Here is a 23,371-nt window from a genome sequence, read left to right on the forward strand (position 1 = left end):
GTCATGCCGACATGTCGCCTATGCACCAGGGCCGTTCGCCGTCGTCCTCCGCCGAGTGCAGCACCACCTCGGGCTCCTCGGGGTCGGCGATCGGCTCCGCAGGCTCCGTCGTGCCGTCGCCGGGTTGCCCGGCGGATGCCTGCTCGGCCGATGCGTGATCGACGGATGTCTGATCGGCGGATGTCTGCTCGGTCACCTCGATCAGCCCCCTTTCTGACACGACACTAGGGCGCCTCAGTTGAGCTTCGGTTTGCGTCCGGTATGCCGTCGACGCCATCCGGGGCGATCACGGTGGAAGCCCGCGGTCAACCTGCCGCATACCGGCGGCAAACCGCCGCTGCCTACCCTCGCGCTGTACTGCGGACCCCCGACCGAGGGAGAAACGATGATCGGCACCAGGCTGGACGAGGCCGACTCGCCGCGGCTGATCAGGACCGACCGCGGCTGGTGGTTCATCGGCAACCGCACCTGGACCCTGCTCAAGCCCGAGCACGTCAGGCCCGACGGCTCGCTCCGGCCGGACGTCGACGGATTCCTACGCAGCGAGGGCGCCTACCGCGAGCGCACCGCGAAGTCCTTCTCGCTCACCGTCCTGACCAGTACTGCCTGCAACCTCGGCTGCGGGTACTGCTTCCAGAACACCGGCCAGGACCTGCAGGGCGGGCACCGGCCCCCGCGGATCGACAGGCGGCAGCTCGACTCCGCCACCATCGACCGGATCGTCGGCTTCGCCGCCGGGCGGATGGCCGAGGCCGGGCTGGAGCGGCTCTACCTGCTGCTCTTCGGCGGCGAGCCGCTGCTCAATCCGGCCGGATGCCTCGAACTGCTGCGCCGCTGCCGGTCGTTGGGGCCGACGACCGCGGCGATGACCAGCAACGGGGTGCTGCTGCACCCGAGGCGCGCCGTCCAGCTGTACGAGGCGGGCCTGCGCACCGTACAGATCACCTTCGACGGGAGCCGGGAGGACCACGACGGCACCAGGGTCACCCACACCGGCGGCGGGACCTTCGACCGCATCCTCGCCAACGTCGCCGCCGCGACCGAACGGACGGGCCTGCTCTGGAACTTCCGGGTCAACGTGTCGCACCACAACGTGGACCGGATCGGCGAGCTGTTCGGCCTGCTCGACGGCCGTACCGACCCGCGCCGCTGCACCTTCACCTTCGCCTGGGTCGGCGACTCCGGGGTCGGCTACCGCAACGACCTGGCGCAGGGCCGGGAGGTGGAGGACCGCTTCGTGGAGTGGACGATCGAGACCCTGGAACGCGGCTACCAGCTGGTCCGGCCCTCGATGCGCACCACCTGCCAGATCTGCTCGACCCCCGGCGGCGCCCAGGGCGCGGTGGTCAACGCCGACGGCACCCTGTTCAGCAGCTGGCAGTCGGCGGGCAAGCCGGGCATGGAGGTCGGCCACATCGACCACGGCTACCTGGACCCGGACACCGTGCCCGACCGGTGGGTCACCTGCGGCTACGAGTACGAGCAGACCGACGCCGAGGTGATGAACCGGTTCCAGGACAACGTCGACGCGCGGATCCTGGACTACCTGCTGGCCAGCGGACGACTTTGACGGGGAGAGCGACCGTGACCGGAAGAGCGGCAGCGGGCGCGGGCCTGCGCAACCACGTGCTGCGGACCAACGCGAACCTGCGGCGGTCCTTCCTCGCCGACCTGACCTCCAATCTCGGTTCGGCGCTCTCCACCCTCGCCTACCCGCTGCTCGTGCTGAGCCTGGGCGGCTCCGCCGTCCAGGCCGGTACGGTGGCCACCGTCTCGCTCGCCACCCGGCTCGGGCTCCGGCTGCCCGCCGGCAGCCTGGTCGACCGCTGGAACCGGCGGACGGTGATGCTCCTCGCCGACCTGGTGCGGTGCGTCGCGGTGGCCACCATCCCGCTGGTGGCGCTCTGGTCCGCCACGCCGTACTGGCAACTGCTGCTGGTGGCCGTGATCGAGGGTTCGGCCTCGGCGCTGTTCGGTCCGGCCAACTCGGTGCTCACCCGGGACATCGTGGCCCCGTCGGAACTCGCGGACGCGCTCGGCGTGAACCAGGCCATGCTCTCCGCCGTCAACCTGGCCGGTCCGGCGCTCGGCGGCGCCCTCTTCGCCGTGGACCCGCTGCTGCCCTTCACCGTGGACGCGGCCAGCTACGCCCTCTCCGCGCTGCTGATCCGGCGGATCACCGTACGGCCGAGCGGGGTGGAGAGCGCCCCGACCGACCTGGACGCCGCCGAACCCGGGGACCGGTCGGCGACAGCCGGGCTGCGCTGGCTGATCGCGCAGCGGGAACTGCTGGTCGTCCTGCTGTACGCGGCCGTCATCAACCTGGTCTCGGCCGCCATCGACGTGACGGTCATCCTGGACCTGCGGGCTGGCGGGGCGTCCGGATCGCTGATCGGGCCGATCCTGTCCTGTGCCGGGGCCGGCGGGATCATCGGGTCCCTGCTGTCCCCGTGGCTGGTGCGGAGGCTGAGCATGCGGGCCATCGTGCTCGGCATCGGCGTGGTGTGGACGGCCGTCCTCGCCGTGTTCGCGGTGGCCTTCCAGCCCGCCCTGGTCGCCGTCCTCCTCACCCTCCTGATGCTGCTCTCCCCGGCCGCCGGGGTCGTGGTCTTCAAGGCGCTGCTCGGGCAGACCCCGCGGCACCTGGTCGGCCGGGTGAGCGCCGCGACCAGCCTGCTGCTCAACGGGCTGGCCGCACTCGGCCCGGTCGCGGCCGGCTCGCTCTACCAGTCGCTCGGCGGTGCACCCGCCTGGGCGGCGCTCGCCCTGCTGACCGGCGCGGTCACGGCGGGCGGCTGGCTGCCCCTGCGAGCGGCCCGCCCACGGGGCGTCGCACCGGAGCCCGCCGTCGCGCCGGAATCCGCCGTCCTCGCCCACGCCGTCGAACCCACCGGATCGGAGCATGACTGACATGACGTCAGATCCCTCGGGCCCCCCGGACCCCCCGGAGCCCCCGGACCCCTACCGCTGGCTGGAGGACGCCGACGATCCGGCGGTCCTGGAGTGGACGGCCAAGCAGGAGGCTTCCTACCGGGCCGCCGCCGACGGCTGGCCCGCCCGGGAGCGCTCGCGGGCCCGGCTGCGGGACCTCTACGCACGCCTCGGCGCACGCTCGGCCCCCCGGCCCGCAGGCGACCGGCTCTTCCTCACCCGGAACCGTCCGGGTGCCGACCACCCCGAGCTGGTGGTGGTCGAGCCCGACGGCACCGTCCGGGTGCTGGTCGATCCGGTGCGGGCCGACCCGAGCGGCACCACCACCCTGGAGGAGTGGGAACCGTCCTGGGACGGACGGCTGCTCAGCTACCAGCTGGCACCCGGCGGCACCGAGAACGCGGCCCTGCTCGTACTCGACGTGGACTCCGGACGGCCACTCGACGGCCCGATCGACCGCGTCCGCCGCAGCACGGTCGCCTGGCTGCCGGACGCCACCGGCTTCTACTACGTCCGCCGCCTGCACCCCGACCTGAACCCGGGAGAGGGCCAGTACCACCGGCGCGTCCGGCTGCACCGGATCGGCACCGACCCGGAGCAGGACCCGGTGGTCTTCGGCGAGGGACGGGAGAAGACCCAGCACTACACCGTCCGGATCAGCCCCGACGGGCGGTGGCTCGCCGTCAGCGCCGCCGCCGGAACCGCACCCCGCCGGGACCTCTGGCTGGCCGACCTCACCGCCGGACCACCCGAAGCACCCCGGTGGCGCGCCGTGCAGGAGGGACTGGACGCCCGGACGGTCCTCCACCCGCGCACCGGGCCCGACGGCACCTGCCACCTCACCACCGACCTGGACGCCCCGCGCGGCCGGGTGGTCGTCACCAGCCCCGGCCGCCCCACCCCCGACACCTGGACCGACCTGATCCCCGAGGACCCGCAGGCCGTCCTGGAGGACTTTGCCGTACTCGACGGACCGGAGCTCGCCCGACCGGTGATGCTGGTGGCCCGCACCCGGCACGCCGTCGGCGAGGTCACCGTGCACGACCTGGCCGACGGACGACCGCTCGGCCGGCTGCCCGTCCCGCCCTGCAGCAGCGTCGGCAAGCTCCGGGTCGCCGCCCGCGACGCGCACCGGGCCTGGTTCCTGTGCAGCGGCTTCGGCACCCCGCCGACGGCGCTGCGCTACGACGCGCGCACCGGGGCCCTCGACCCCTGGACCGCGGCGACCGAGCCGGACACCGGCCCCGCAGCGGTGACCACCCGCACCGTCCAGACCACCTACACCTCCCCGGACGGCACCCGGGTACGGATGTTCGTCATCTCCCCGACCGGCACCCCCGACCGCCCCCGGCCCACCCTGCTCACCGGCTACGGCGGCTTCGGCCAGTCGATGACCCCTGTCTACTCCCCGGAAGCCGTCGCCTGGGTCCAGGCCGGCGGGGTCTACGCCGTCGCCAACCTTCGCGGCGGCGGCGAGGAGGGCGAGGACTGGCACCGCGCCGGCATGCTGGACCGGAAACAGAACACCTTCGACGACTTCCACGCCGCCGCCGACCACCTGGTCACGACCGGCTGGACCACCAGGGACCGACTCGGCATCTGGGGCGCCTCCAACGGCGGGCTGCTCGTCGGCGCGGCCCTCACCCAACGGCCCGACGGCTGCGCGGCCGCCGTCTGCATGGCACCCCTGCTCGACATGGCCCGCTACGAACTCTCCGGCCTCGGCCCCAGCTGGGTCGGCGAGTACGGCAGCGCCTCCGACCCCGAGCAACTGCGCCGGCTGCTCTCCTACTCGCCCTACCACCGGGTCCGCCCCGACACCGCCTACCCCGCCGTCCTGTTCGCCGTCTTCGACGGCGACAGCCGGGTCGACCCCCTGCACGCCCGCAAGATGTGCGCCGCCCTCCAGGCCGCGACCAGCAGCGGCCAACCCGTCCTGTTCCGCCTCGAACGCGGCGCCGGCCACGGCGCCCGCTCGATCACCCGCCTGACGGACCTCTTCGCGGACATGCTCGCCTTCTTCGCCGACCGCCTGGGCCTGCCCCTCTGACGGCGCGGTGGCGCTGGTCCGAGGCGCCGTCGAGATCCTCACCGGTCATGAGGAGCCGCCGCCGCCCGGGGGCGAGGGGTTCTGGGCGGAGGGGTCCTGGGGGGCGGAGCCGTGGGCGAGGTCGAGGCCGAGGCGGGTCGGGTGGTGGTGGACGGACTGGCCGTTGCGGGTGGTGGTGATGAGCCCGGAGTCGCGGAGGACGGCCGCGTGGCGCGACGCGGCTGCCACGGAGACGCCAAGGGTGGCCGCGAGCCGGCTGGTGGTCAGGGCCGGTGTCCTGACCACGGCGACCAGTGCCGCCGCCCTGGTCGAGCCCATGAGGCACTCCAGGGCCTGGGGCGGGGTGCGGAGTTCCGGGTCCCGGGTGAGGGGGGTTGTGGCCGCCGGGTAGCTGATGATCACCTCGTCGGAGAGCGGGTTGAAGCTGATCCGGGTGGCGAGGGCGGAGGGCTGGAGGATCAGGGGCCGTCCTTCGAGGGACTCCGCGGCCTCGACGTTGGTGTTCAGCCGCAGCACCCGGCCGTCCCAGTGGACCGACGGGTGCAGGCGGTTGAGGAGCTCGCCGGGGCCGCCGACGGCGGCGCGGGTCAGGGCCCCGGCGGACGCCGTCGCGACGACGGAGGTGACGCGCCGCCGGTACGGGTCCAGCGCGGTGGCGCGCAGGCCGGTGAGGATCCGGGTCAGGTCGGAGACCGCGCGGGGGTGGCCGTCGGCGAGCCCCCGGGTGAAGGGGGTCAGGGCGCCGGACCGGGCGAGGTCCCGCAGGTGGGCCACCGCGGGCGGCGACTGCGGATCGATCGCGGCCGGTACGGGCAGGGTCGCCTCCTCGAAGAAGGCCGGCAGGTACAGCTCGGTGTACAGGTCGAACAGCCTGCCGTGCCGCGGGTTCCAGGTGCGGGCGACGTCGCGGCGCCACGCCGTGAGGTGCCTGTTCGGTGCCGGCAAGGCCAAGTACTGTCCGGCCAGGGCGAGTTCGTATCCGAGGTCGGGCGTGTCGGCGACCCGTATCCGGTCGAGGTCGTCGGGCGTCAGACGAATCCGTATCAACGGCATCCCCCCGTCGCGGGACCTTTGCGTCGGTGTGCAAAAGCCTAGCCGCCGGGGTGCGGGTCGTCGATCGTTGGTGCGTCCGAAGCAAGAAGTCGTTTCCGTACAGGGGGTACCAGCCCATGCGCTCGGCCCGAACCGCCAAGACCCTGGCCGTCGGTGCGGCCCTCGCACTCTCCGTCCTCGCCGCGCCCTCGGTGACGTCCGCGTCGGCCGCGTCGTCCTCGTCGGCGCCCGCCGCCGCCGTGTACGACTGTTCCGACTACTACTCCGTCAGCAGCAGCGACGTGAACCTCTACGGCTACGTCGGCTACGTGGACCTCCAGTACTCGCCCGGCTGCCACGCCACCCGTTCGCACTTCCACGTGGCCGACTCGTTCCGCAACGGCCACTCGGGGTGGAACGTCCGCCTCTGGGTCGACAACGGCAGGAACGCCGACGGCAGCGCCCAGAACGTGCTGATCGCCTACAACTACCCCAACAACACCTCGTACGCCGACTACTGGTCCCCCAGCACGAGCATCTACGGGAACCCGACGGAGGTGTTCACCGCCGGGGTGACCTGGACGTACAACACCTGCCGGGGCGAGTGGAGTTCCGGCTGGCACGACTACAGCAACGGCTACAACTTCAACGACGGCGGGGCGTCCTCCTTCAGTCAGGGGTGCCACGGCTGAGGGCTGTTCCCGCCTCCGTTCCCGCCTCCGTCCCCGCCTCCGCCTCCGGCTTCGAGCCGGGGGCGCCGCCGGTACCACGGGGGGACGGTGGCCCTCGGCGTGTGGCCGGGGTGGTGGGCGGTCGTCACGGTCAGGGACTCGACGTGGTCCCCCCGGTACCGGCCTGGGAACGGGACGCGGTCATGAACTGCCACAGCGCCCGCGCGGGCTCGCCGGCGGCGGGCGGCTCGCCGTCGACGGTCTCGACGGCCAGACGGATGCGGTCCGCCCACGCCTGCCGCTCCGCGAACAGGCCCCGGAGCTCCCAGTACCGGTGCAGCGCCTGGGCCACGGACCGGGCGTGCTCCCAGAAGCCGTGGGCGACGGCGTGCCCCAGGGCGGCGCTGAGCGTGAGTCTGTTGCGGTGGAGCAGGCCGAGGGCGGGGTCGGCCTCTCCGCTCTCCAGCTTCCGCGTCACCCAGTCGCCGAACATCCCGCAGGTCTCCAGGAAGGCGGGGTCGACGGCGCCGGGCCCGACGGGGTTTCCGGGCGCCCGGAGGTGGGCCGGCAGGGCGGGGTGGACGCGGTACTGGCCGCTGCCGAGGGAGGTGAGCAGGCCCACCCGGGCGGCGCGCGCGAGCAGGCCCTCCCACTCCTGCGCGCTGCGCCACCGGAAGGGCTCCGGGCACCGGGGGACGCGTGAGTAGGCCGCGAGCAGGCTGCTGTCCGCGACGCCCCGGAAGAGTGCGAGCACGGTGAGCGCCTGTTGGTCGGCGTCGGACAGGTGGCCGAGGGAGTACGCGATGCTCGCGCCCAGGGAGGCGGTCCGGCCCCCGTCGGCGGACTCCGGCGGGGGAGCGGCGCTCCGCAGGGCGTCGAGCAGGGTGCCCCGCAGGGCGTCGAGCAGGTCCCGGGCGTCCGTGGTCTCCAGGTGGGGGAGGACCAGCCGCAGGCTCAGCGGGTGACCGTCCAGCCGGCGCATGAGCTCCCCGAAGGCGCGCGCCTCCCGGCGCCGGCGGGCCTGCGGGTGGGGAGCGAGCAGCTGGTCGGCGTACTCGTGCGCCTCCTCCGGCTCGAGGCCGGGTACGGCGACCCGGCGGAGGTCGCCCAGCCACTGTTCCTCGGTGCGGCTGGTGAGGAGGACGGTGCTGCGCCCGCCCTCGGCGACGCGGGCGAGGAAGGCGCGGAGCTCCGTCCGCTCGGTCCCGGACAGCGGCGGGGTCGCCCGGGCGGGGTCGGGCATCGTGTGCGCGGCCTCGAAGTTGTCCCAGATCAGCAGCATCCGCCGGGTGCGCAGGGAGTCCTCGACCCGGGCGCGGCGTGCGGCGCGGTCCAGGTACGGGAAGTCCTCGTCGCCCAGACGCTGCCCGAGGGCGTTGACCACCCCGTCCAGGCCGAAGGTGGCGACGCCGGGTTCGAAGGAGTGCCGGACGACCAGTTCCGGGGCGTCGACCGCGCCGGTGTCGCGGTACCAGCGCCCGAACGCCTTGGCGAGTTCGGTCTTCCCGGTGCCGGCCGGTCCGTGCAGGACGACCACGCGGTGCAGCCTCGCGGCGGACTCCAGGGTGTGGAACAGGGCGTCACGGCCGACGAACTCGCCCTCGGCGGCCAGGTCCGGGTCCTCGTGCGTGTCGTGCGTGTCGTGGCGCTCCTCGGGCCCGGGCGGTACGGGGCCCGCCCCCCGGAGCCAGGGGAAGCCGGCCTCGCTGCGGGCGTACAGAACGGGGACCATCCAGTCGGCCAGCGGCAACAGCCCCTTCGGCGAGGGCCGTTCGTCGGCCGTCGCGAGCCTCCGGCGGCCCGCCGCGACGGCCTCCGTGACGCGGTCGCCCGCCAGCAGGCGCCCGTAGAAGGCCGCCATGAACTCGGCGGCGGCCGCCGCGTGGACGCTGTAGGCCAGCGCGACCACGGCCGCGGTGCCTTCCTGGAGGAGCCGGGTGGCGACCGCGGCCTCCACCCGGGAACCGGCCGCCGCGGACCGGCAGGCGTTCAGCACGACGATCGGCACCCGGGCCTGCGCGAGCACCCCGGCCACCCGCTCGGCCGGCACCAGGTCCTGCCCGCCCGTGGGGTGTTCGAACGCGAGCGTTCCCTGCGGGCCCGAGCCGTCGAAGGAGCGCGGGGAGAAGCGGTCGACGGGCCGCGGGGTGTGCTCGAAGACGCCGTGGCCGTCGAAGTGCACGACCTGGAACGGCTCGCCGGCCGCCCTGGCCTCGGCCAGCACCTCCGCGAGGCGTTCGAGGGTCGGCGGGCGCAGCACGACCAGGTCGACCGTCTCGCGCAGGGGCGCCAGACGGCGGAGCAGCGGCCGGGCGATCATCCGGTAGCCCACGTCCTGCGGTCCGTCCGGCTGCGGTCCGTCCGGCCGGGTGATCACCATCAGGACCCGCAGGCGCGAGGCGCTGACCCGCGCCACCTCGGTCGAATGGGCCGTGAGGAGGCCCCGGGAGAGCGCCACCCGGTCGAGGGCGACCGGCGTGGGCCGCTCCGGGTCGGCCATCAGCTCCCAGGGCAGGCCCAGCGGCCCGGCGCTGGAGGAGAGGATCACGACCTCCGTCGGACCGCCCCGCGCCCGGGCCCGGAGGTAGGCGTCACGGGCCGGGCCGGAACCGAACACCGCTTTGAAGATGCGGGCCCCCCAGACCGGCAGCCGGGCCTCGACCGCGCTCCCGCGGTCGCCGTAGACCCCGAACGGGGTGCTCAGGTACTGCTCCAGGTACCAGCGGAGCTCCTCCAGGTCGTGCTTGTCGAGGGGCCACCGCAGGGGAGCCGCCGGAGCGGCGACCGTCGGATAGAGCTCACCCGAGGGCCACTCCCGGACCGTCACCAGCCCATCGACCCCGCACTCGACCAGCAGACGATCTGTCACAAACCCCGCCCCGGCTACCGGAGGCGGCCACTGGGCAGCCCCGTTTCGGCACCGAGCATAGAGGGTGAACGGCCGCCCGAGGTGCGGGGGACCGACTGCGGCTTCGCGCAGGTCGGATCGGTCCTCGGCAGGCCGTCGCTCGCCGGGTGGGCGTTGACGGTGTCGTCCACGCAGGGGTCGCCCGTCGGCCCGAACCGCGGGCGGCGGGAAGCGGGAAGCGGGCAAGGGAAAGGGGGCAGCGCGCAGCGGGCCCGCTCCTGCCCGTTCCCGCCCGCTGCGGGAGCGTGCGGTCAGCCCCGCGCGGCGGGGTCGGCGGCGAGGCGGCCGAGGAGCGCCATCACCGTGATCCGGGTCCGCTTGTCGTTCGTCACCGCGCAGTGGGCGTCGACGCCCCGGGGGTCCGGCTCCTCCTCCGGGTCGGTCAGGCCGATCCGGACCAGGTCGACGGCGTAGTCGCGGCACCGGGCGTACGCCTCCACGGCCTTCACCGCCTCGACGTGGTCGATCCGGCCGGGGTCCTCGCCGCGCAGCAGCGCCGGGGTGGGCAGCGGGCCGAGCACGTCCCCGATCCACCCCGCGACGGCCTCCCTGGAGCAGCCCTGCTCCAGGTGCGAGGCACGCGCCGCGGTGAGCGCCAGATGGATGAGCAGCAGCCCGAACCAGTTGGCGGCCTCCGCCGGAGGCGTGTCCACACCCGCCGGCGGCATCACGGCCTCGTACATGGCCTCCGTGTCATCGCCACCGGCCGCGGCGATGACGGCCTTCACGGCACTGCCGAGGGCAGCCTGGTCGATGGTCATGTCGCGCTTCTCCCCACGGTCGGCAGCGGTCAACTTACCGCTCTTTTGCGGGGATCGGTGCGATTTGGCCGTTTGTCACCCGCTCGCCGGTTGACCGTGCCGAGGCTCCGGCCGTGGAGATTCACCCGAGTGAGTGACTGTCATGGACAGTACACGTGCGGTCTACTGGCCGTGGGCGGCGGGACCGGTCCCGCCGCGTGCTGGAGGAGGGAGGGGATCGGTGGTGTTCATGCGGCGTCTGCTGCTGCCCGTGGTCATGGCGGTCGCGATGGTCGGCGGGACCACGGTCGCGAACGCGGTACCGGCCGAGGCCGGTTGGCGTCCGACCGCGGTGCCGAGGAGCGAGGTGGTGGCCGGGAAGATGCGGTCGGACCGGGAGGGCGTGCCCGCGGGGTTCAGCAAGGCGGAGGCGGACCGGGCCGAGACGCTGGAGGCCCGCCGGGACGCGGCCCCGGGGTGCCAGGTGTACTGGCCGGCGCCGTACGCGGTGTGCGGCGCGATCCGGGACAAGTACAACGAACTCGGGGGCCCGAACAGCTTCCTGTCCTTCCCGAAGTCGAACGAGCTGACCAATCCGGACGGGTACGGCAAGCGCACCGAGTTCGTCAACGGGCCCATCTACTGGTCCCCGCAGGGCGGCGCCCACCCGGTGGTGAACCACTTCTTCGCCGCCTGGGCCCGCAACGGCTACGAGGCCGGGCCGCTGGGCTACCCCACCTCCGACGAGGCCGTGAACCCGGACAACATCGGGCGGCGGCAGTACTTCGAGCACGCCACGATCTACTGGAAGCTCAACGAGGCGTACGCGGTGCGCGGCGCCATCCGCGACAAGTGGGGCGAGGCGGGCTGGGAGACCGGCTACCTCGGCTACCCGGTCAGCGACGAGTTCGCCACCCCGGACGGGATCGGACGGGGCGCCCGCTTCGAGCACGGGATGATCTACTGGACGGCCGCCTACGGCGCCCACCCGGTCAGCGGCGGGCTGCTCGACAAGTGGACCCTGTCCGGCTACGAACGCGGCCCCTACGGCTACCCGGTCGCCGACCAGCGGCCCCGCGGCTCCTCCTGGGACCAGGACTTCCAGTTCGGCACCATGGGATTCCCCACCGACCCCGTCGCCGCAGGCGTCCCCGACCCCGACGTCGAGAGCGGGGACACCGACGTGGACGAGCCCGAACCGGTGACCTGGCAGGACTTCGCCGCGGACGCGGGCCTCGGCGTGAGCGCGAGGGTCACCCAGGACAAGGCGGGCAGTCTGGAGCCCTGCCGGTCCGGCGAGTCCTGCACGGAGGAGGGGACGGCCACCGCCGCGCCCCGCGCCGCACGGGACCTGCCGATCGCGGACGGCCCCGACACCCAGGGCCGGTTCATCCCCGAGTGGTGCACCAGGGACCCGTTCGACAGCCGCTGGAAGGTGGAGCGCAAGCACGCCTGCGCGACCTGGTCCAATCTCGCGGTCAGGGTCCGCGACACCAAGGGCGCCGAGATCGGGAGGATGGAGTACGCCGTGAAGTCGGGGATCCTGAGCTCGCACAAGTCCGGCGCCCTCCAGCAGGAGTTCCGGGTCGAGTTCGGGAACTTCACGGGCGAGGTCGGCAAGCCCACCTTCGTGTACCAGCCGACGTACCTCGGCTACGGCTCCGGCGCCTACAGCGTCGACGGCCCCGCCAGCGGATCGCCCGTCAGCCCCAACAGCGTCAAGACCTTCGTGGTCACCTGGAAGCAGCAGACCAAGCCGGACAACACCCAATGGAGCCCCGGCTTCCAGATCACCTGGAACCTCGGCAACCTCGCGCCCAACGTCACCGCCTCCAACAGCGGGACGTACCGGTACAGCGGCTTCCGCTGCGACTCCACCTTCAAGATGGCCCGCAAGTACCGGCAGGGCTGCGTGGTGCCCGGCTCCACGCCCACGTTCGAGCTGACCGCCCTCGTGCCGGAGCAGACCTGGCACGTCCAGGAAGCCGTCCGCTCCGGACTGCCCGGCGGCGCCGGCCGTCCGCTGAGCCGCCTGACCGACCAGGTGAAGCGGGACATCAACCGGCAGATGTCCTGCCCCCGTTCGGGCCCGGTGTACGCCGCCCGGCAGCTCGCCGGCCGGTCCTGCGACGAGTACCCGTTCGCCTCGACGTACCAGGGCTCGGCCCTGTCGAACGGCCCCGGCCGAACCGTCCACGAGAACTGCCACGTAGCGGACCTGCCGATCGCCACCGGCCCGACCGGCTACAGCGTCTGCATGATCGACGACGGGCAGAACAAGAGGAGCGGCAGCCTGCTCGGCGCGTTCTACCGCACCCAACGGGTCGTCGACCAGGACGACTTCACCCTCACGACCACCGGGGGAGCGCCGCCGGCCAAACCCTAGGCTCTCGCGAACTCCGTACCGCCTACGGCGCGTTGGCGTGGAGGGGGCGGCGCACTCGGACGCGAACGACGCGAAGCGGAAGCCCGCCCCCTTCTTGCGTCGCGCCGAGTGCGCCGTCACCACCCCTCACTCACCGGCGGCCGCGCACCGTTCGGTCGAGCAGTACCGGGACGAACTGAAGGACGACCTCTTCGAGCGGCTGGTGATCGACCGCATCACGGGCTGACGCCGGCACCGGCCCGGAAAAGGGTTTGCGGGCGAGGGTGGCGGTCCGATAGACCTGCCGCTGGAACTTCGGCACATGGGCCGAGGGCCACGACGGAGAGAGGAGGGATAAAGCCCATGAACGCCATGATCACTGCGCTTGTCTCCTCCCAGGGTGCGGACCGCGTCTGACCCCGGAGCGGACGGGCGCCTTCACCGGAGTGTGCCTTGACCGTGGAAACGTACGACCTGACCATGCGTCCGATCGCCGGGCGCGAAGAACTCGACCTCTTCTGCCAACTGCCGTACGCCCTGAACGGGGAGCTGGCGGACGACCTCGCCGTCGGCCGCCGACGTCCCGAGTGGATGTGGGTCGCCGTGCGCGGCGACCGGCTGCTCGCCAGGGTGGCCTGGTGGAGCCGACCGGGCGGCGACGCGCCGCTCATCCTGGACGTGCTCGACGTCGCCGACGCGCCCGACATCCCCGACATTGCCGACCTTCCCACCGCCGGGGACGGCGATCACGTGGACGTCGGGGTGCGGCTTCTGCGCGCCGCGATGGCCGCCGTCCTCCCGACCGGGGCGCCGCTCCCCGAGTACAGCCGCTTCGTGGCGTCCGACTGGCGCGAGAGCGCGGCGACGAGGCGGGCCGTCGAGGACCGCATGGCCGTCCTCGAGCGGACCGGTGCCCGGCCGCTCGTCGAACGGCTGCGCCTGGAGTGGCGTCCGGGAACGCCCGTTCCCGAGCCCGACGGGCGGCTGGCCTTCCGGCCGGTCCGCGACGGGGAGGAGCTCGTGGGCCTCATGTCCTCGGCCCTGGACGGGACCCTGGACGCCCACAGCCGCGCCGACCTGACCCGGATGCCGCCGCAGGAGACGGCCCTGCGGCACTACGAGGACGAGTTGGCGCGCTACACCAGCCCGAGGGACTGGTGGCGGGTCGCGACCCTGCCCGACGGAGAGCCGATCGGGTTCGTCATCCCGGCCCACAACGGCTACAACCCGATCATCGCCTACCTCGCCGTCCTGCCCCCGCACCGGGGCAACGGGTACATCGACGAGGTCCTCGCCGAGGGCACCCGCATCCTCGCCGGGCAGGACGTCCCCCGCATCCGGGCGTCCACGGACCTCGGCAACGTCCCGATGGCGAACGCCTTCCGCCGCGCCGGATACGTCAACTTCGAGCGGGAGATCACCATGACCTGGAGCTGACGGCGAGGCCCCGTCAGGCCGGGACGGCCTCGACCACGGAGAGCACCGTCGACGTCGGGAGGATCCGGGAGAGTCGAAGGCCGGCCCGGTCGAAGAGCTTCGCGAAGCCCGCCTCGGTGCGCTCGTGGCCCGCAGCCGCCCCCGCCTTGTCGCCGGTGCTCCGGTCCTCGTCCTGCAGGTGTCCCGCGACACGGCGACGGCCTGCACGATCCCAGCGGGATCGTGCAGGCCGTCGCGCAGGAGCAGAACCTTGCCCTCATCGCAGGAATCCGGATGTCGGATCGGATGCGGGCCTTCGGTTTTCTGTGGCGGCCGCGGGCTACAGGTACTCGCAGACCACGGGGTGGAAGTCGGTCTCGATCGGGACGCCGGGGATCGGGCCGTCGTTGGAGCCGCCGCTGACGTAGACGGCGCTGATCCAGCCCAGGGTGTGCTGGGGCGTGATGATCTCGACCCAGTAGTGGTTGTAGTAGGGGCCGTCGGTGACAGCGCCGCCCCATCTCTGGCAGAACGCCTGCACGTTGGTGTTGCTGACCTGTTCCTGCGTGGCCAGCCGGCAGGTGACGGCCAGGCAGTCGCGCACCCGGACCTGGCTGGCCCAGACGTGGACGGTGGTCGTGGTGGGGTCCGCCTGTGCGGGGGCGGACATGAGGCCCAGTGCGGCGGTCAGGCCGAGCAGGGTGGCGCACAGCGCGCGCAGGGAGAGCCGGCGGGTCGTGGACTTCGGGAGCATGGCGAGGTTCTCCTTTCGGTGTCGGTCGGAGGGAAGGCGGTGCGTCGGGGATCAGCAGGTGGGTACGCCGGGGAGCCAGGCCGGGCCCTGGATGGAGATGTTGCTGATCCAGGAGCCGTCGGTGAGGCGGGACCAGGCGTCGTTGGTGTAGCCGTCGGCGGTCACCTGCTGGGCGTGGGCCTGGCAGACCACGTTGACGGTGGTGGGCTGCGGGAAGTAGTCCACGGCGGGGGAGTTGACGTTGGGCTGGGAGTGGGTGCGCACGTCGGTGGTCCAGGTCTGGAACGGTTGGCTGCTGCCGTTCGGCGGCGGGGTGGGGGTGCCGCCGCAGTCCGGGACGCCGGGGAGTGAGGCCGGGCCCTTGACGTAGATGTTGGTCAGCCAGGAGCCGTCGGTGAGGCGGGACCAGAGGTCGTTGGTGTAGCCCTCCGCGGTGACCGTCTCGGCGTGCTGCTGGCACGTCACCGACACCTGGGTGGGGCCGGGGAGGGTGCCGGTGACGGAGGCGTGGACGCTGGGCGCGGAGTGGGTGTGCACGTCGGTGCCCCAGGTCTCGAAGGTGGTGCCGCCGTTGGCGGGCGGGGGCGGCACCGTGCCGGAGCCGTCGATGCGGACGGCGCCCGCGTAGTCGCCGCCGGTGCGCACCGGCGTGACCCGGACGTGGGTGCCCGACTGGTACGCCTCCACCATCTGTCCGGCGCCGAGGTAGACGGCGACGTGGTGGATGTGGCCGCTGCCCCAGAACATCAGGTCGCCGGGGAGCAGCGGCGCGGAGCCCTGTGCGGCGGAGAACCTGGCCGCCGCGTCCGGGGTGTGGAACTGGTCGTCGGCCGTGCCGCTGAGCAGGTCGCGACCGGTCGCCCGGGCGTAGGCGTAGCGGGCCAGTCCGGAGCAGTCGAAGCCCAGGCGCTCGTCGTCGTGGAGGCTGGCGGGGTCGGAGCCGTCGTAGTAGCCGTACGTCGGGCCCGGGGTGGCGCCGTGGCCGCCGCCCCAGCTGTACCAGACGCCGAGCTGGCTGCACGCGGCGCGGACGGAAGCCTCGGCGGTGGCGGACGCGCCCGGGGCGAGGACGTCGCAGGCGGCCTGGGTGGACGCGGGGCCCTCGGGCGCGGCGTGCGCCGCCGCGGGCAGGGCGACGGAGAGGGCGAGGGCGGCGAGGGCGGCCAGCGAGCGGCCGGCGACGCGGGGCGTCCTGATGGTGGTGGTCACGGTGCACTTCCTCCGTTGACGGTGTGTCATCCCGAGGACGGTTCCGGGGTCGAGGCGGTATGTCCCTGCTCGAAGTGACGTGCGTCACGGCCCTGCCGCTCATATCCGCTCCGGCCTTTCGACGTCTCCCGGATGCCCCCGCCGACCATGGGAGACGACATGGCTCTGTCCGAAGTGCCGACGACCGCCCGGCGCCGCTGGGCCGCCGCCCTCGCGTCCGCCGCGGCGCTGGGCGGCGCGCTGCTCGCGTCGCCCGCGGCCGCAGCCCCGCTGCCCGCCTACGAGGCGTACGTCTGGGCGAGCGACGTGAACCTGCGTCCGTGCCCGCAACTGTCCGACGCCTGCCGGCCCACCGGTGTGCGCCTCGGGCGCGAGTACGTCTCCGCCTACTGCCAGGCCCTCGGCGACCGCGTCGTCGACGGGACCTACGCGAACGCCTACTGGGTCGAGGTCGCCGCGCACGGCCAGGTCGGCTGGATCAGCGCCGTTTACGTGCGCGGGGGCGACAACGACCGGCCCGCGCCCGGCATCCCGGGCCCCGACAGCTGTGTCTGACCCGTCCACCCACCGCCTTCCACGTCAGGAGACCGCTGTGCCCCGATTCCCGTCCCGCCGCCGCGGCGCCACGTCCGCCGTCGTCGTCCTCGCCGCCTCGGCCGTCCTGCTGGCCACCGCCCCGACGGCCGGGGCGCGCACGCTCGGCCCGTACAGCGTCACTGCGTACGAGACCGTCAACATTCGTACGAAGCCCACGACTTCCTCCCGCGCCTTCGGTCAGGTCCGGGCCGGGGAGACCCGTACGGACGCCATGTGCTGGACCCACGGCGAGACCGTCCGGGACCACGGTTACACCAACGACGTATGGATCGGCTTCACCGAGGGGTGGGCCAGCGCGGTCTACCTCAAGGGGAACGAGTACGCGGGGCTGCCGGCCGACGCGACCTGCTGAGACCGAGCAGCCCGAAACGGGGGCGGGGCCAGGCGCCCGCCCCCCGCTTCGCTGCTTACCGCGCCTCGGCCAGCGCGGCCCGCATTTTGGCGAGGCCGCGCATCCGGTTGCGCTGGACGGTCCCCCGGTGCGCGCCCAGATGTTCGCCCGCCGCGTCGTGGGTGAGCCCCTCCAGGTCCACCAGGATCACCGCGGCGGCCTCCTTCGGGGACAGCAGGGCGAGTAACTCCAGTGCCGCGAACCGGGTTTCGCAGTGCTCGACCCCTCCGTCCCAGCACGGTTCCGGCATCCGGCCGGTGGCTGTCTCCCGGCGCGAGGGCTGCCGCCAGGAGTCCCGAAGCAGGTTGAGCGCGGTGGCGGAGGCGTAGGCGTACGGGGGCTGCTGGAGGGTGAGGGGGCGCGTCCTCGCGCGGCGGGAGAGCCGCAGGTAGGTGTCCTGGAGCAGGTCGTCCGCGTCGTACGGGTTTCCGGTCATAGCCAGCAGCCGGCGGCGCAGCCGGGGCATCACCTCGGTGAAGGCGGCGTCGAACTCGGCCTGGTTCATGGTGCTCATAGGACGTTCCCCAGAGGCACGTGAAGGGCGGCGCGCGCGGTTGGGGGACGCGCGCGCCGCCCTCCGGGGCGGAGAAGGATCAGGTCGTGGGGCCGGTCACCCGAAGTACGGGACGGGTTGGCCGTAGATGTCGATGATGTCGCTGTCGCCGTTGGGGCCGCCGCTGACGAAGATCCCGCTGATCCAGCCCCACCTGTCGGTGCCGGGGAAGGCGATCCACGCCCACCGGTTGTTGTGGTAGGCCCCGTAGGACGCCTCGTCGCCGATCCACTCGCTGTCGACGCAGTAGTTCCCCGCGTTGACCGTGCCGATGGTCGGCTGGTTGAGGATCCGGCCGCCGTCCCAGGGGCTGTGGACCCGCACGTCGTTCGCCCAGACGTGGACGGTCGTGGTGCAGGAGGGCCCGCCGGTGGCGTGGGCGGGGGCCGCGGAGCCGACGCTCACCACGGCTCCGGCCAGGGCGGTGGCGGCCAGGGCCAGAGCCTGGGTGCGGCGGAGCCTGCCGAGCATCTTCATGGTGTTCTCCTCTGTGTTCTCGGTGCTCGTGCGGGATGACGGGATGCGGGAGCCGAACTCCCGCTGCCGGGCCGTCAGCAGTGGTCGACGTGCGGTGACCAGTCCGCGAACCGCCCGGTGTTGAGGTAGTAGTCGTTCACGTAGACGGTGGCCTCGGAGACCTGGAACCAGTAGGTGTCCCCGTGCCCGTCCGCGTCGGGGGCCCCGGTGGTCCAGCAGACGAGCGGCACCTCGTCGCCGTTGTGGAGCTTCACGCCCTCCTGGACCCCGTGGGCGTAGTCCGGCGCGTTGTGCTGGGCGAGGTACGAGCCCGGGGCGATGGCGGTCACCGTGGTGCACACACTCGAGCCCCAGTTGGCGTAGCAGGGTTGGTGGAGGTCGACCGCGGCGGAGGCCGGGGACGCGAACAGGCCGCAGGCGGCCAGTGCGAGTCCGAAGGCGGTGGCCAGGCGGGCGGTGGCAGCGGCGGAAGGACGATGCATGAGGGAACTCCTCTCGAGGGGACGGCCGTCGGGGAGCCGCAGGGAAGGAGGCGCAGTCCGACTCGGAACGGCCTCGACGGCGAGCGGCTTCGGTTCGAAGAGCGCGGCCGTCGAACTCCTACGGTTCCCGCAGGCGGCATGCTTCGGCTATCCATTCGGCGGCGAACTGTGGTCCTTCGGCGGATAGTTGCCGCGCCGCTCGATCGCCGCCGGACCGACGGGGGCTCGGTCGAGGTTCGTTCCGCCCAGGTCGGACGGCCAGGCCCACAAAGGCCGTCGCTCTCAGGCCGTCACGTGGTGGCCGTTGCCGTTCTCACCCGGCCCCGGCCCCGGCCCCGGTGCAAGAGCGCCAGAGTCACACTCGGTTACTGTCGTCGACGTTCAACGAGCGGACGAGCTGGGTGAGTTCGGCGTGGAAGAGCTTCTGCGGCGAGAGTGTCTGGGCGTGCAGGTGGCCGTAGATCTCCAGCGAGACCAGGCCGTGCAGGTGCCCCCAGATCCGCAGCGCCAGGGCCACCCCGGCCGGCGGTAGCGCGGGGAAGGCCGGGCGGACCTTGTCGAGGAGGCCGGGGTCGAAGTCGGCCCAGTCGAAGTCGCTGTCCCCGTAAGCCTGTTCGGCGTCGCCCCACGCCGTGTCCGCCAGCGCGGCGATGCCGATGCAGACCCGCCGGGCGGCGTCCGGCGCGGCGCCGCCGTCCGGGGCCCGGTAGCCGGGGACGGGGTCGCCGTAGATCAGCCGGAAGCCCTCGGGGTTGGCGAGCGCCCAGTTGCGGAAGGCGTGCGCCCAGGCCCGGATCCGCTCGGCCGGGGCGGCCTGTGCGGACGTGGTCCAGGCGGCGTCGACGGCGTCGGCGAGCGCGGTGTAGACGTCCGCGATGAGGACGGTGACCAGGTCGTCGCGGGTGGCGAAGTAGCCGTAGATGGCGTTGGCGGTCATGCCCATCTCGCGGGCGATCGCCCGCAGGGTGATCGCGTCGGGGCCGCCCGAGCCCATCAACTCCAACGCTGTGCGCTTGATCTCGGCGGTCGTCTCGGCCCGCAGTCGCTCGCGTCGTCCGGTGCTTCGGGTGCCTGCCACGGGCTCACTCTACAGCGTCACCGCACTGATTGCCGTGCATAAACTTCACGCCGTATAGTTTTCGCACGGCGTGAGACCGCTTGGCCGCCTTGCGCCGTCCGTCCGGCATGACCACGGCATGAACCACGGCATGAACCAAGGGGAGAACCATGCACATCGGCGTCATCGGAGCCACCGGCACCATCGGCAGTCGGGTCGTCACCGAGGCCCTCGGGCGCGGGCACCGCGTCACGGCGTTCAGTCGGGACGCCTCCGCGATCACCGACCGGCGGGAGAACCTCGACTGGGCGAGCGTCGACGTCCTGGACGCCGCGAGCATCGCCGCCGTCCTGCCCGGCCTGGACGTCCTGATCAGCGGCTTCCAGCCCGGGAACGCGGCGAAGGACTTCGCCGACACCGTCCGGCGCTCGATCGCGGACCCGACCGTCTACGCGGCTGCCGCCCAGGCCCTCGTCAAGGCCCTGGAGAGCCACACCCGCACCCGGCTGATCGTCATCGGTGGCGCCGGCAGCCTGGAGACCGAGCCGGGCGTCGTCCGCGCCGACCACGACGAGCTCATCCATGCGTCGCTCGACGAAATCGGCCTGCCCCGCGAGTACGCCGCCGCCGTACGCGGCCACCGGGAGGCGCTGAACGTCCTGCGCCTCTCGAACCGGCTCTGGACCTACTTCAGCCCCGCCGAGCAGATCGCCCCCGGCGAGCGCACCGGCCGCTTCCGGGTCGGCGGCGACCGGCCCGTGCTGGACTCCGACGGCCTGAGCCGGATCTCGGCGGAGGACGCCGCAGTCGCCCTGGTGGACGAGGCGGAACTGCCTCGCTTCGTCCAGCGCCGGTTCACCGTCGGCTACTGAGGCGGCGGGCTGGGTCGGATCGCCGTCAACAGCACAGTCCTGCATAAGTAGTTGACGTATCGTCAGAGATGCGTGCCCGCCGCGTCGGCCGACCGGCCAGGCGGTCGCCAGGCACCCTCCCGAGGGCGCCTGGCGTGCCGGGGGCACCGGGGTGAGGGGTGCTCGGCGGGGCTGTCCGAGGGGGGCGGGCATACTGGCGCGGTGTCGACTGCCGAGGAACCCCACCAGCCCTCTTCCCGTGAGCCGGAGCCCGTGGCGCCCGGGCGGGAGGTACCCGATCCGTTCGAGGGGCTCGTCCTGGACGAGCGGTTCGTGAAGGACGCCGCCGTCAAGGAGCCGGGCGCGCGGGCGCGGATGCTCGCTGCGCGCTGGCGGGTGGAGCCGCCGGTGGATCCGGGGGGTCGCCGGTGGGCGCCGGGGGAGGGTTCCGGCGCGGTGCGACGGCGGCGGTGGGTTCTGGCCGGGCGGCGGCGCACGGTGGTGGTCGCGGGTACGGCGTTCGCGGTGCTGCTGGCTGTCCTGGTCGGGTCGGATCCGTACGGGGTGATGAACTGGGACGGCCCGGGGGGTCCGGGGGCCGTGCCCGCCTCCCCTCGGCCGGGTGCGGACGTGGCTCTGCCCGGCGGCGGGGTTTCCGACGGCAGCAGGTGCGGGGCCAAGGGCTTCCACTACTTCGCGCCGACGCCCGCGTCCTTCACCTACGCCCTCGGGTCGGAGCCGCCCGTCGCGCCGCCTGGACCGCAACTCGTGCTCGGCTCCTACGGGTTCTCGCGGTCCGGGGCGAAGGACCCCGGGCACTTCGAGTTCGGCCTGAATCTCGCCGCCGGCCCCGGCGGTCACACGCTGGACCTGTCCGCGCCGCTCGGCCCGCAGGGCGTGGCGGTGGAGATCGAGGGCCCGGACGGGCTGGTCGCCGGGGCCCACGGGCTCCCGGTCACGAGCGTCGAGGACGCTCCGCCCGGCGCAGGTGGCACCGTCCACGTCGGACCGGAGGGCGGCGCCTCCGTGCAGGTGACCCTCCCGGTCGAGGCGCTGTGCCGGGGCTTCGACGGCTTCGCCGTCGCGCAGCGCCTGACGGCGCCGATCGACTCGCACAACACCGTCATCGGTGACCCGCCCTACCGGCTCACCGTCTCCATCTCGGACCCGGCGATCGGCGCATTCCGGCGCCAGGCCGGTTCGAAGGTGCCGGGCGACGTGCTGGCGACCGACAACCGCAGTCCCGGAACGCTGTCGGTGGCTTGACCCTCGTACCGGTCCCGAAGTGCCTGGCATACGCGGGCCGTGATGGATGTCCAGGAGTTCCGGGCCCTGATCGACGAGGCGTGCGCCGAGGTCGACGCACTGGAACCGGACCTCGACTACTCCAGGGGTGGATCCCGATCACACATTCCCTGCCCGGCCCACACAGCGCCGGCCATTTCTATTCAGCGGGTAGGAGATAAAGGCAGCTGAATTTCCTGCTGAAGCGGCGGCACACTCACACCTCGGCCGACTCCGGGACCTGGCGCTTCCGGGGTTCGGACAGCTCGCGGTCGAAAAGCCGTCGCGGGTAGACCGCCATCAGCAGTGGGCTGGTCATGGCGGTGGTGACGACCGCCATCAGCACCATCAGCGAGTACAGCGAGGTGTCGAGCATGCCGAGTTGCAGCCCCACGCTGAGGATCACCAGCTCGGTCAGGCCCCTGGTGTTCATCAGCGCCGCGAGCGCCGCGGACTCCCGGCGGGCGATGCGGCAGGCGCGGGCCGCCAGGTAGGCGCCGCCGAGCTTGCCGCCGATGGCGGCGAGCAGGATGAGGGCGAACTCGCCGATGGAGGCGGGGTTGATGACGGACAGGTCGACCTTGAGGCCGGCGGCGAGGAAGAAGACCGGCATCAGGAGGAGGTTGCCGATCCGGCCGAGGCCCCCCTCGATCTCGCGGCGGAACTGCCCGGACTCGTCGCGGGGCACGACCAGGCCGAAGACGAAGGCGCCGAAGATGAAGTGCAGGCCCATCCACTCGGTCAGGGCTCCGGAGACCAGCAGCCCGGCGAGCACGGTGGTCAGGCTGCCGGCGCTGCCGGGGCGTCGGCCGAGTGAGAGGCGGCGCAGCAGCGGGCCCACCACCGTGAAGAGCAGCAGCAGGTAGAGCGGGAAGAGGACCAGCCGCCACTGGTCGGCGCCGCCGTTCCCCACCACCGCCACCACCACGGCCAGGACCGACCAGGCCAGTACGTCGCTGGCGGCGGCGCAGGTGAGGGCGAGTCCGCCCAGTTGGGTGCCCTGCATGCGGAGGTCGGTGAGGATGCGGGCCAGCACCGGGAACGCGGTGACGGACATGGCGGCGGCCATGAAGAGCACGAATCCGGTCATGTCGTGGGTGGGGTGGTTGCGCACCAGGACGAAGGCGAGTGCGCCGCCGAGCACCATGGGCAGCAGCATCGAGCCGAGGGCGACGCCGCCCGCTGCCCGGCCCCGGCCCTTCAGGAGGCCGCGGTCGAACTCCAGGCCCACGACGAACATGAAGACGGCCACGCCGACGTTCGCCAGCGCGTTGAAGAAGGGCAGTTCGCCGGCGGGGAAGAGCAGCCGGGTGTGCGCGCCGTGGAACAGGGTGGGCCCGAGGAGGATGCCCGCGAGGATCTCGCCGATCACCGCGGGCTGGCCCAGCCGTTGCGCCGCGAGGCCGCAGAGGCGGGCGAAGCCGAGGCAGACCGCCAGGCCGACGAAGAAGAGGACGAGCTGGTGTGACGTCACCTTGAATGGCCTTTCACAGCGATACGACGATACGGCGGTACAGCGAAACAGCGATACGGCGATACGGCGATACAGGTCGGGGTATCCGCGGAATGAGCCTTTTCGGCCACGGAGAGGGAGGGGGGAGAA

22 protein-coding genes are annotated in these 23,371 nt (G+C 72.8%); 11 read left to right on the forward strand and 11 right to left on the reverse strand.

What is annotated here, in order from left to right:
- Nucleotide 1: 1 nt before the first annotated feature.
- Nucleotides 2–196 carry a hypothetical protein gene (locus tag IH61_RS0103030; protein WP_158844585.1) on the reverse strand — a complete coding sequence of 65 codons (195 nt, stop codon included), beginning with the start codon at nt 194–196 and terminating at the stop codon, nt 2–4.
- Between the two features lie 189 nt (nt 197–385).
- Here IH61_RS0103030 and IH61_RS0103035 point away from each other — a divergent pair, with 189 nt between their 5' ends.
- From IH61_RS0103035 to IH61_RS0103045, 3 genes are read left to right on the forward strand one after another with little or no spacing between them, the layout of a single operon-like run.
- The gene (locus IH61_RS0103035) at nt 386–1,570 is read left to right on the forward strand and encodes a radical SAM protein (RefSeq protein ID WP_031064457.1); all 1,185 of its coding nucleotides are present in this window, start codon (nt 386–388) and stop codon (nt 1,568–1,570) included.
- Between the two features lie 14 nt (nt 1,571–1,584).
- The gene (locus IH61_RS0103040) at nt 1,585–2,910 is read left to right on the forward strand and encodes an MFS transporter (RefSeq protein ID WP_158844588.1); all 1,326 of its coding nucleotides are present in this window, start codon (nt 1,585–1,587) and stop codon (nt 2,908–2,910) included.
- A gap of 1 nt (nt 2,911) precedes the next feature.
- The gene (locus IH61_RS0103045; protein WP_234326998.1) at nt 2,912–4,981 is read left to right on the forward strand and encodes a prolyl oligopeptidase family serine peptidase; all 2,070 of its coding nucleotides are present in this window, start codon (nt 2,912–2,914) and stop codon (nt 4,979–4,981) included.
- Nucleotides 4,982–5,026: 45 nt separating this feature from the next.
- On the opposite strand, the gene IH61_RS42430 is transcribed toward IH61_RS0103045, so the two are convergent.
- Nucleotides 5,027–6,034, reverse strand: a complete 1,008-nt coding sequence (locus tag IH61_RS42430) for an ArsR/SmtB family transcription factor (RefSeq protein ID WP_051836158.1) — start codon at nt 6,032–6,034, stop codon at nt 5,027–5,029.
- A 116-nt stretch (nt 6,035–6,150) separates the two neighbouring features.
- Between IH61_RS42430 and IH61_RS0103055 the strand changes: the two genes are divergently transcribed.
- Complete coding sequence (locus IH61_RS0103055; RefSeq protein WP_031064465.1) at nt 6,151–6,705, forward strand: hypothetical protein; 555 nt, start codon at nt 6,151–6,153, stop codon at nt 6,703–6,705.
- 130 nt (nt 6,706–6,835) lie between these two features.
- Here IH61_RS0103055 and IH61_RS0103060 read toward each other — a convergent pair whose 3' ends face one another.
- Both IH61_RS0103060 and IH61_RS46710 read right to left on the reverse strand, forming a co-directional pair.
- On the reverse strand, nt 6,836–9,553 hold the full coding sequence (locus IH61_RS0103060; protein ID WP_158844591.1) for a CHAT domain-containing protein: 2,718 nt from the start codon (nt 9,551–9,553) through the stop codon (nt 6,836–6,838).
- A 290-nt stretch (nt 9,554–9,843) separates the two neighbouring features.
- Nucleotides 9,844–10,353, reverse strand: coding sequence for a hypothetical protein (locus IH61_RS46710; RefSeq protein WP_031064471.1), 510 nt, complete (start codon nt 10,351–10,353; stop codon nt 9,844–9,846).
- A 229-nt stretch (nt 10,354–10,582) separates the two neighbouring features.
- Between IH61_RS46710 and IH61_RS46715 the strand changes: the two genes are divergently transcribed.
- The 3 genes from IH61_RS46715 to IH61_RS0103080 all read left to right on the forward strand — a co-directional run bounded on the left by IH61_RS46715 (nt 10,583) and on the right by IH61_RS0103080 (nt 14,134).
- Nucleotides 10,583–12,718 carry a NucA/NucB deoxyribonuclease domain-containing protein gene (locus IH61_RS46715; protein WP_234327006.1) on the forward strand — a complete coding sequence of 712 codons (2,136 nt, stop codon included), beginning with the start codon at nt 10,583–10,585 and terminating at the stop codon, nt 12,716–12,718.
- A gap of 94 nt (nt 12,719–12,812) precedes the next feature.
- Complete coding sequence (locus IH61_RS49445) at nt 12,813–12,944, forward strand: hypothetical protein (protein WP_267883986.1); 132 nt, start codon at nt 12,813–12,815, stop codon at nt 12,942–12,944.
- 233 nt (nt 12,945–13,177) lie between these two features.
- Entirely contained in the window at nt 13,178–14,134 is a 957-nt protein-coding gene (locus IH61_RS0103080) for a GNAT family N-acetyltransferase (protein WP_031064480.1), read from the forward strand.
- A gap of 319 nt (nt 14,135–14,453) precedes the next feature.
- Here the strand turns inward: IH61_RS0103080 and IH61_RS42440 are convergent, their stop codons facing one another.
- On the reverse strand, nt 14,454–14,867 hold the full coding sequence (locus tag IH61_RS42440; protein ID WP_051836160.1) for a hypothetical protein: 414 nt from the start codon (nt 14,865–14,867) through the stop codon (nt 14,454–14,456).
- 51 nt (nt 14,868–14,918) lie between these two features.
- Nucleotides 14,919–16,106 carry an NlpC/P60 family protein gene (locus tag IH61_RS0103090; RefSeq protein WP_031064486.1) on the reverse strand — a complete coding sequence of 396 codons (1,188 nt, stop codon included), beginning with the start codon at nt 16,104–16,106 and terminating at the stop codon, nt 14,919–14,921.
- A 129-nt stretch (nt 16,107–16,235) separates the two neighbouring features.
- Between IH61_RS0103090 and IH61_RS45540 the strand changes: the two genes are divergently transcribed.
- Together IH61_RS45540 and IH61_RS0103100 are read left to right on the forward strand one after the other, a co-directional pair.
- Nucleotides 16,236–16,631 (forward strand): hypothetical protein, encoded by a 396-nt coding sequence (locus tag IH61_RS45540; RefSeq protein WP_051836161.1) that lies wholly within the window; start codon nt 16,236–16,238, stop codon nt 16,629–16,631.
- 37 nt (nt 16,632–16,668) lie between these two features.
- Nucleotides 16,669–17,025, forward strand: a complete 357-nt coding sequence (locus tag IH61_RS0103100) for an SH3 domain-containing protein (RefSeq protein ID WP_051836162.1) — start codon at nt 16,669–16,671, stop codon at nt 17,023–17,025.
- A gap of 55 nt (nt 17,026–17,080) precedes the next feature.
- Here IH61_RS0103100 and IH61_RS0103105 read toward each other — a convergent pair whose 3' ends face one another.
- The 4 genes from IH61_RS0103105 to IH61_RS0103120 form a co-directional block, all read right to left on the reverse strand.
- Nucleotides 17,081–17,578: an RNA polymerase sigma factor gene (locus tag IH61_RS0103105; protein WP_051836163.1), complete on the reverse strand. Its 498-nt coding sequence runs from the start codon at nt 17,576–17,578 to the stop codon at nt 17,081–17,083.
- 96 nt (nt 17,579–17,674) lie between these two features.
- The gene (locus IH61_RS0103110; protein WP_031064497.1) at nt 17,675–18,094 is read right to left on the reverse strand and encodes a hypothetical protein; all 420 of its coding nucleotides are present in this window, start codon (nt 18,092–18,094) and stop codon (nt 17,675–17,677) included.
- 74 nt (nt 18,095–18,168) lie between these two features.
- Nucleotides 18,169–18,576 carry a hypothetical protein gene (locus IH61_RS0103115; protein ID WP_031064499.1) on the reverse strand — a complete coding sequence of 136 codons (408 nt, stop codon included), beginning with the start codon at nt 18,574–18,576 and terminating at the stop codon, nt 18,169–18,171.
- Between the two features lie 355 nt (nt 18,577–18,931).
- Nucleotides 18,932–19,654 (reverse strand): TetR/AcrR family transcriptional regulator, encoded by a 723-nt coding sequence (locus IH61_RS0103120; protein WP_031064502.1) that lies wholly within the window; start codon nt 19,652–19,654, stop codon nt 18,932–18,934.
- A 149-nt stretch (nt 19,655–19,803) separates the two neighbouring features.
- On the opposite strand from IH61_RS0103120, the gene IH61_RS0103125 reads away from it, so the two are divergent.
- Nucleotides 19,804–20,505, forward strand: coding sequence for an NAD(P)-dependent oxidoreductase (locus IH61_RS0103125; protein WP_031064503.1), 702 nt, complete (start codon nt 19,804–19,806; stop codon nt 20,503–20,505).
- 201 nt (nt 20,506–20,706) lie between these two features.
- Entirely contained in the window at nt 20,707–21,750 is a 1,044-nt protein-coding gene (locus IH61_RS47610; protein WP_199823257.1) for a hypothetical protein, read from the forward strand.
- Between the two features lie 235 nt (nt 21,751–21,985).
- On the opposite strand, the gene IH61_RS0103140 is transcribed toward IH61_RS47610, so the two are convergent.
- Nucleotides 21,986–23,242 (reverse strand): cation:proton antiporter, encoded by a 1,257-nt coding sequence (locus IH61_RS0103140; protein ID WP_031064505.1) that lies wholly within the window; start codon nt 23,240–23,242, stop codon nt 21,986–21,988.
- Between the last annotated feature and the right edge of the window lie 129 nt (nt 23,243–23,371).

The organism is Streptomyces sp. NRRL WC-3742 (genome assembly GCF_000720635.1).
Taxonomy (GTDB): domain Bacteria; phylum Actinomycetota; class Actinomycetes; order Streptomycetales; family Streptomycetaceae; genus Kitasatospora.

Bases quoted from the DNA above. Each gene is read 5' to 3' on its own strand.
- IH61_RS0103035 (WP_031064457.1), top strand. From the start codon at position 386: ATGATCGGCACCAGGCTGGACGAGGCCGACTCGCCGCGGCTGATCAGG.
- IH61_RS0103045 (WP_234326998.1), top strand. From the start codon at position 2,912: ATGACGTCAGATCCCTCGGGCCCCCCGGACCCCCCGGAGCCCCCGGAC.
- IH61_RS42430 (WP_051836158.1), bottom strand. From the start codon at position 6,034: ATGCCGTTGATACGGATTCGTCTGACGCCCGACGACCTCGACCGGATA.
- IH61_RS0103055 (WP_031064465.1), top strand. From the start codon at position 6,151: ATGCGCTCGGCCCGAACCGCCAAGACCCTGGCCGTCGGTGCGGCCCTC.
- IH61_RS46710 (WP_031064471.1), bottom strand. From the start codon at position 10,353: ATGACCATCGACCAGGCTGCCCTCGGCAGTGCCGTGAAGGCCGTCATC.
- IH61_RS46715 (WP_234327006.1), top strand. From the start codon at position 10,583: ATGCGGCGTCTGCTGCTGCCCGTGGTCATGGCGGTCGCGATGGTCGGC.
- IH61_RS0103080 (WP_031064480.1), top strand. From the start codon at position 13,178: ATGCGTCCGATCGCCGGGCGCGAAGAACTCGACCTCTTCTGCCAACTG.
- IH61_RS42440 (WP_051836160.1), bottom strand. From the start codon at position 14,867: ATGCTCCCGAAGTCCACGACCCGCCGGCTCTCCCTGCGCGCGCTGTGC.
- IH61_RS0103090 (WP_031064486.1), bottom strand. From the start codon at position 16,106: ATGACACACCGTCAACGGAGGAAGTGCACCGTGACCACCACCATCAGG.
- IH61_RS45540 (WP_051836161.1), top strand. From the start codon at position 16,236: ATGGCTCTGTCCGAAGTGCCGACGACCGCCCGGCGCCGCTGGGCCGCC.
- IH61_RS0103105 (WP_051836163.1), bottom strand. From the start codon at position 17,578: ATGAGCACCATGAACCAGGCCGAGTTCGACGCCGCCTTCACCGAGGTG.
- IH61_RS0103110 (WP_031064497.1), bottom strand. From the start codon at position 18,094: ATGAAGATGCTCGGCAGGCTCCGCCGCACCCAGGCTCTGGCCCTGGCC.
- IH61_RS0103115 (WP_031064499.1), bottom strand. From the start codon at position 18,576: ATGCATCGTCCTTCCGCCGCTGCCACCGCCCGCCTGGCCACCGCCTTC.
- IH61_RS0103125 (WP_031064503.1), top strand. From the start codon at position 19,804: ATGCACATCGGCGTCATCGGAGCCACCGGCACCATCGGCAGTCGGGTC.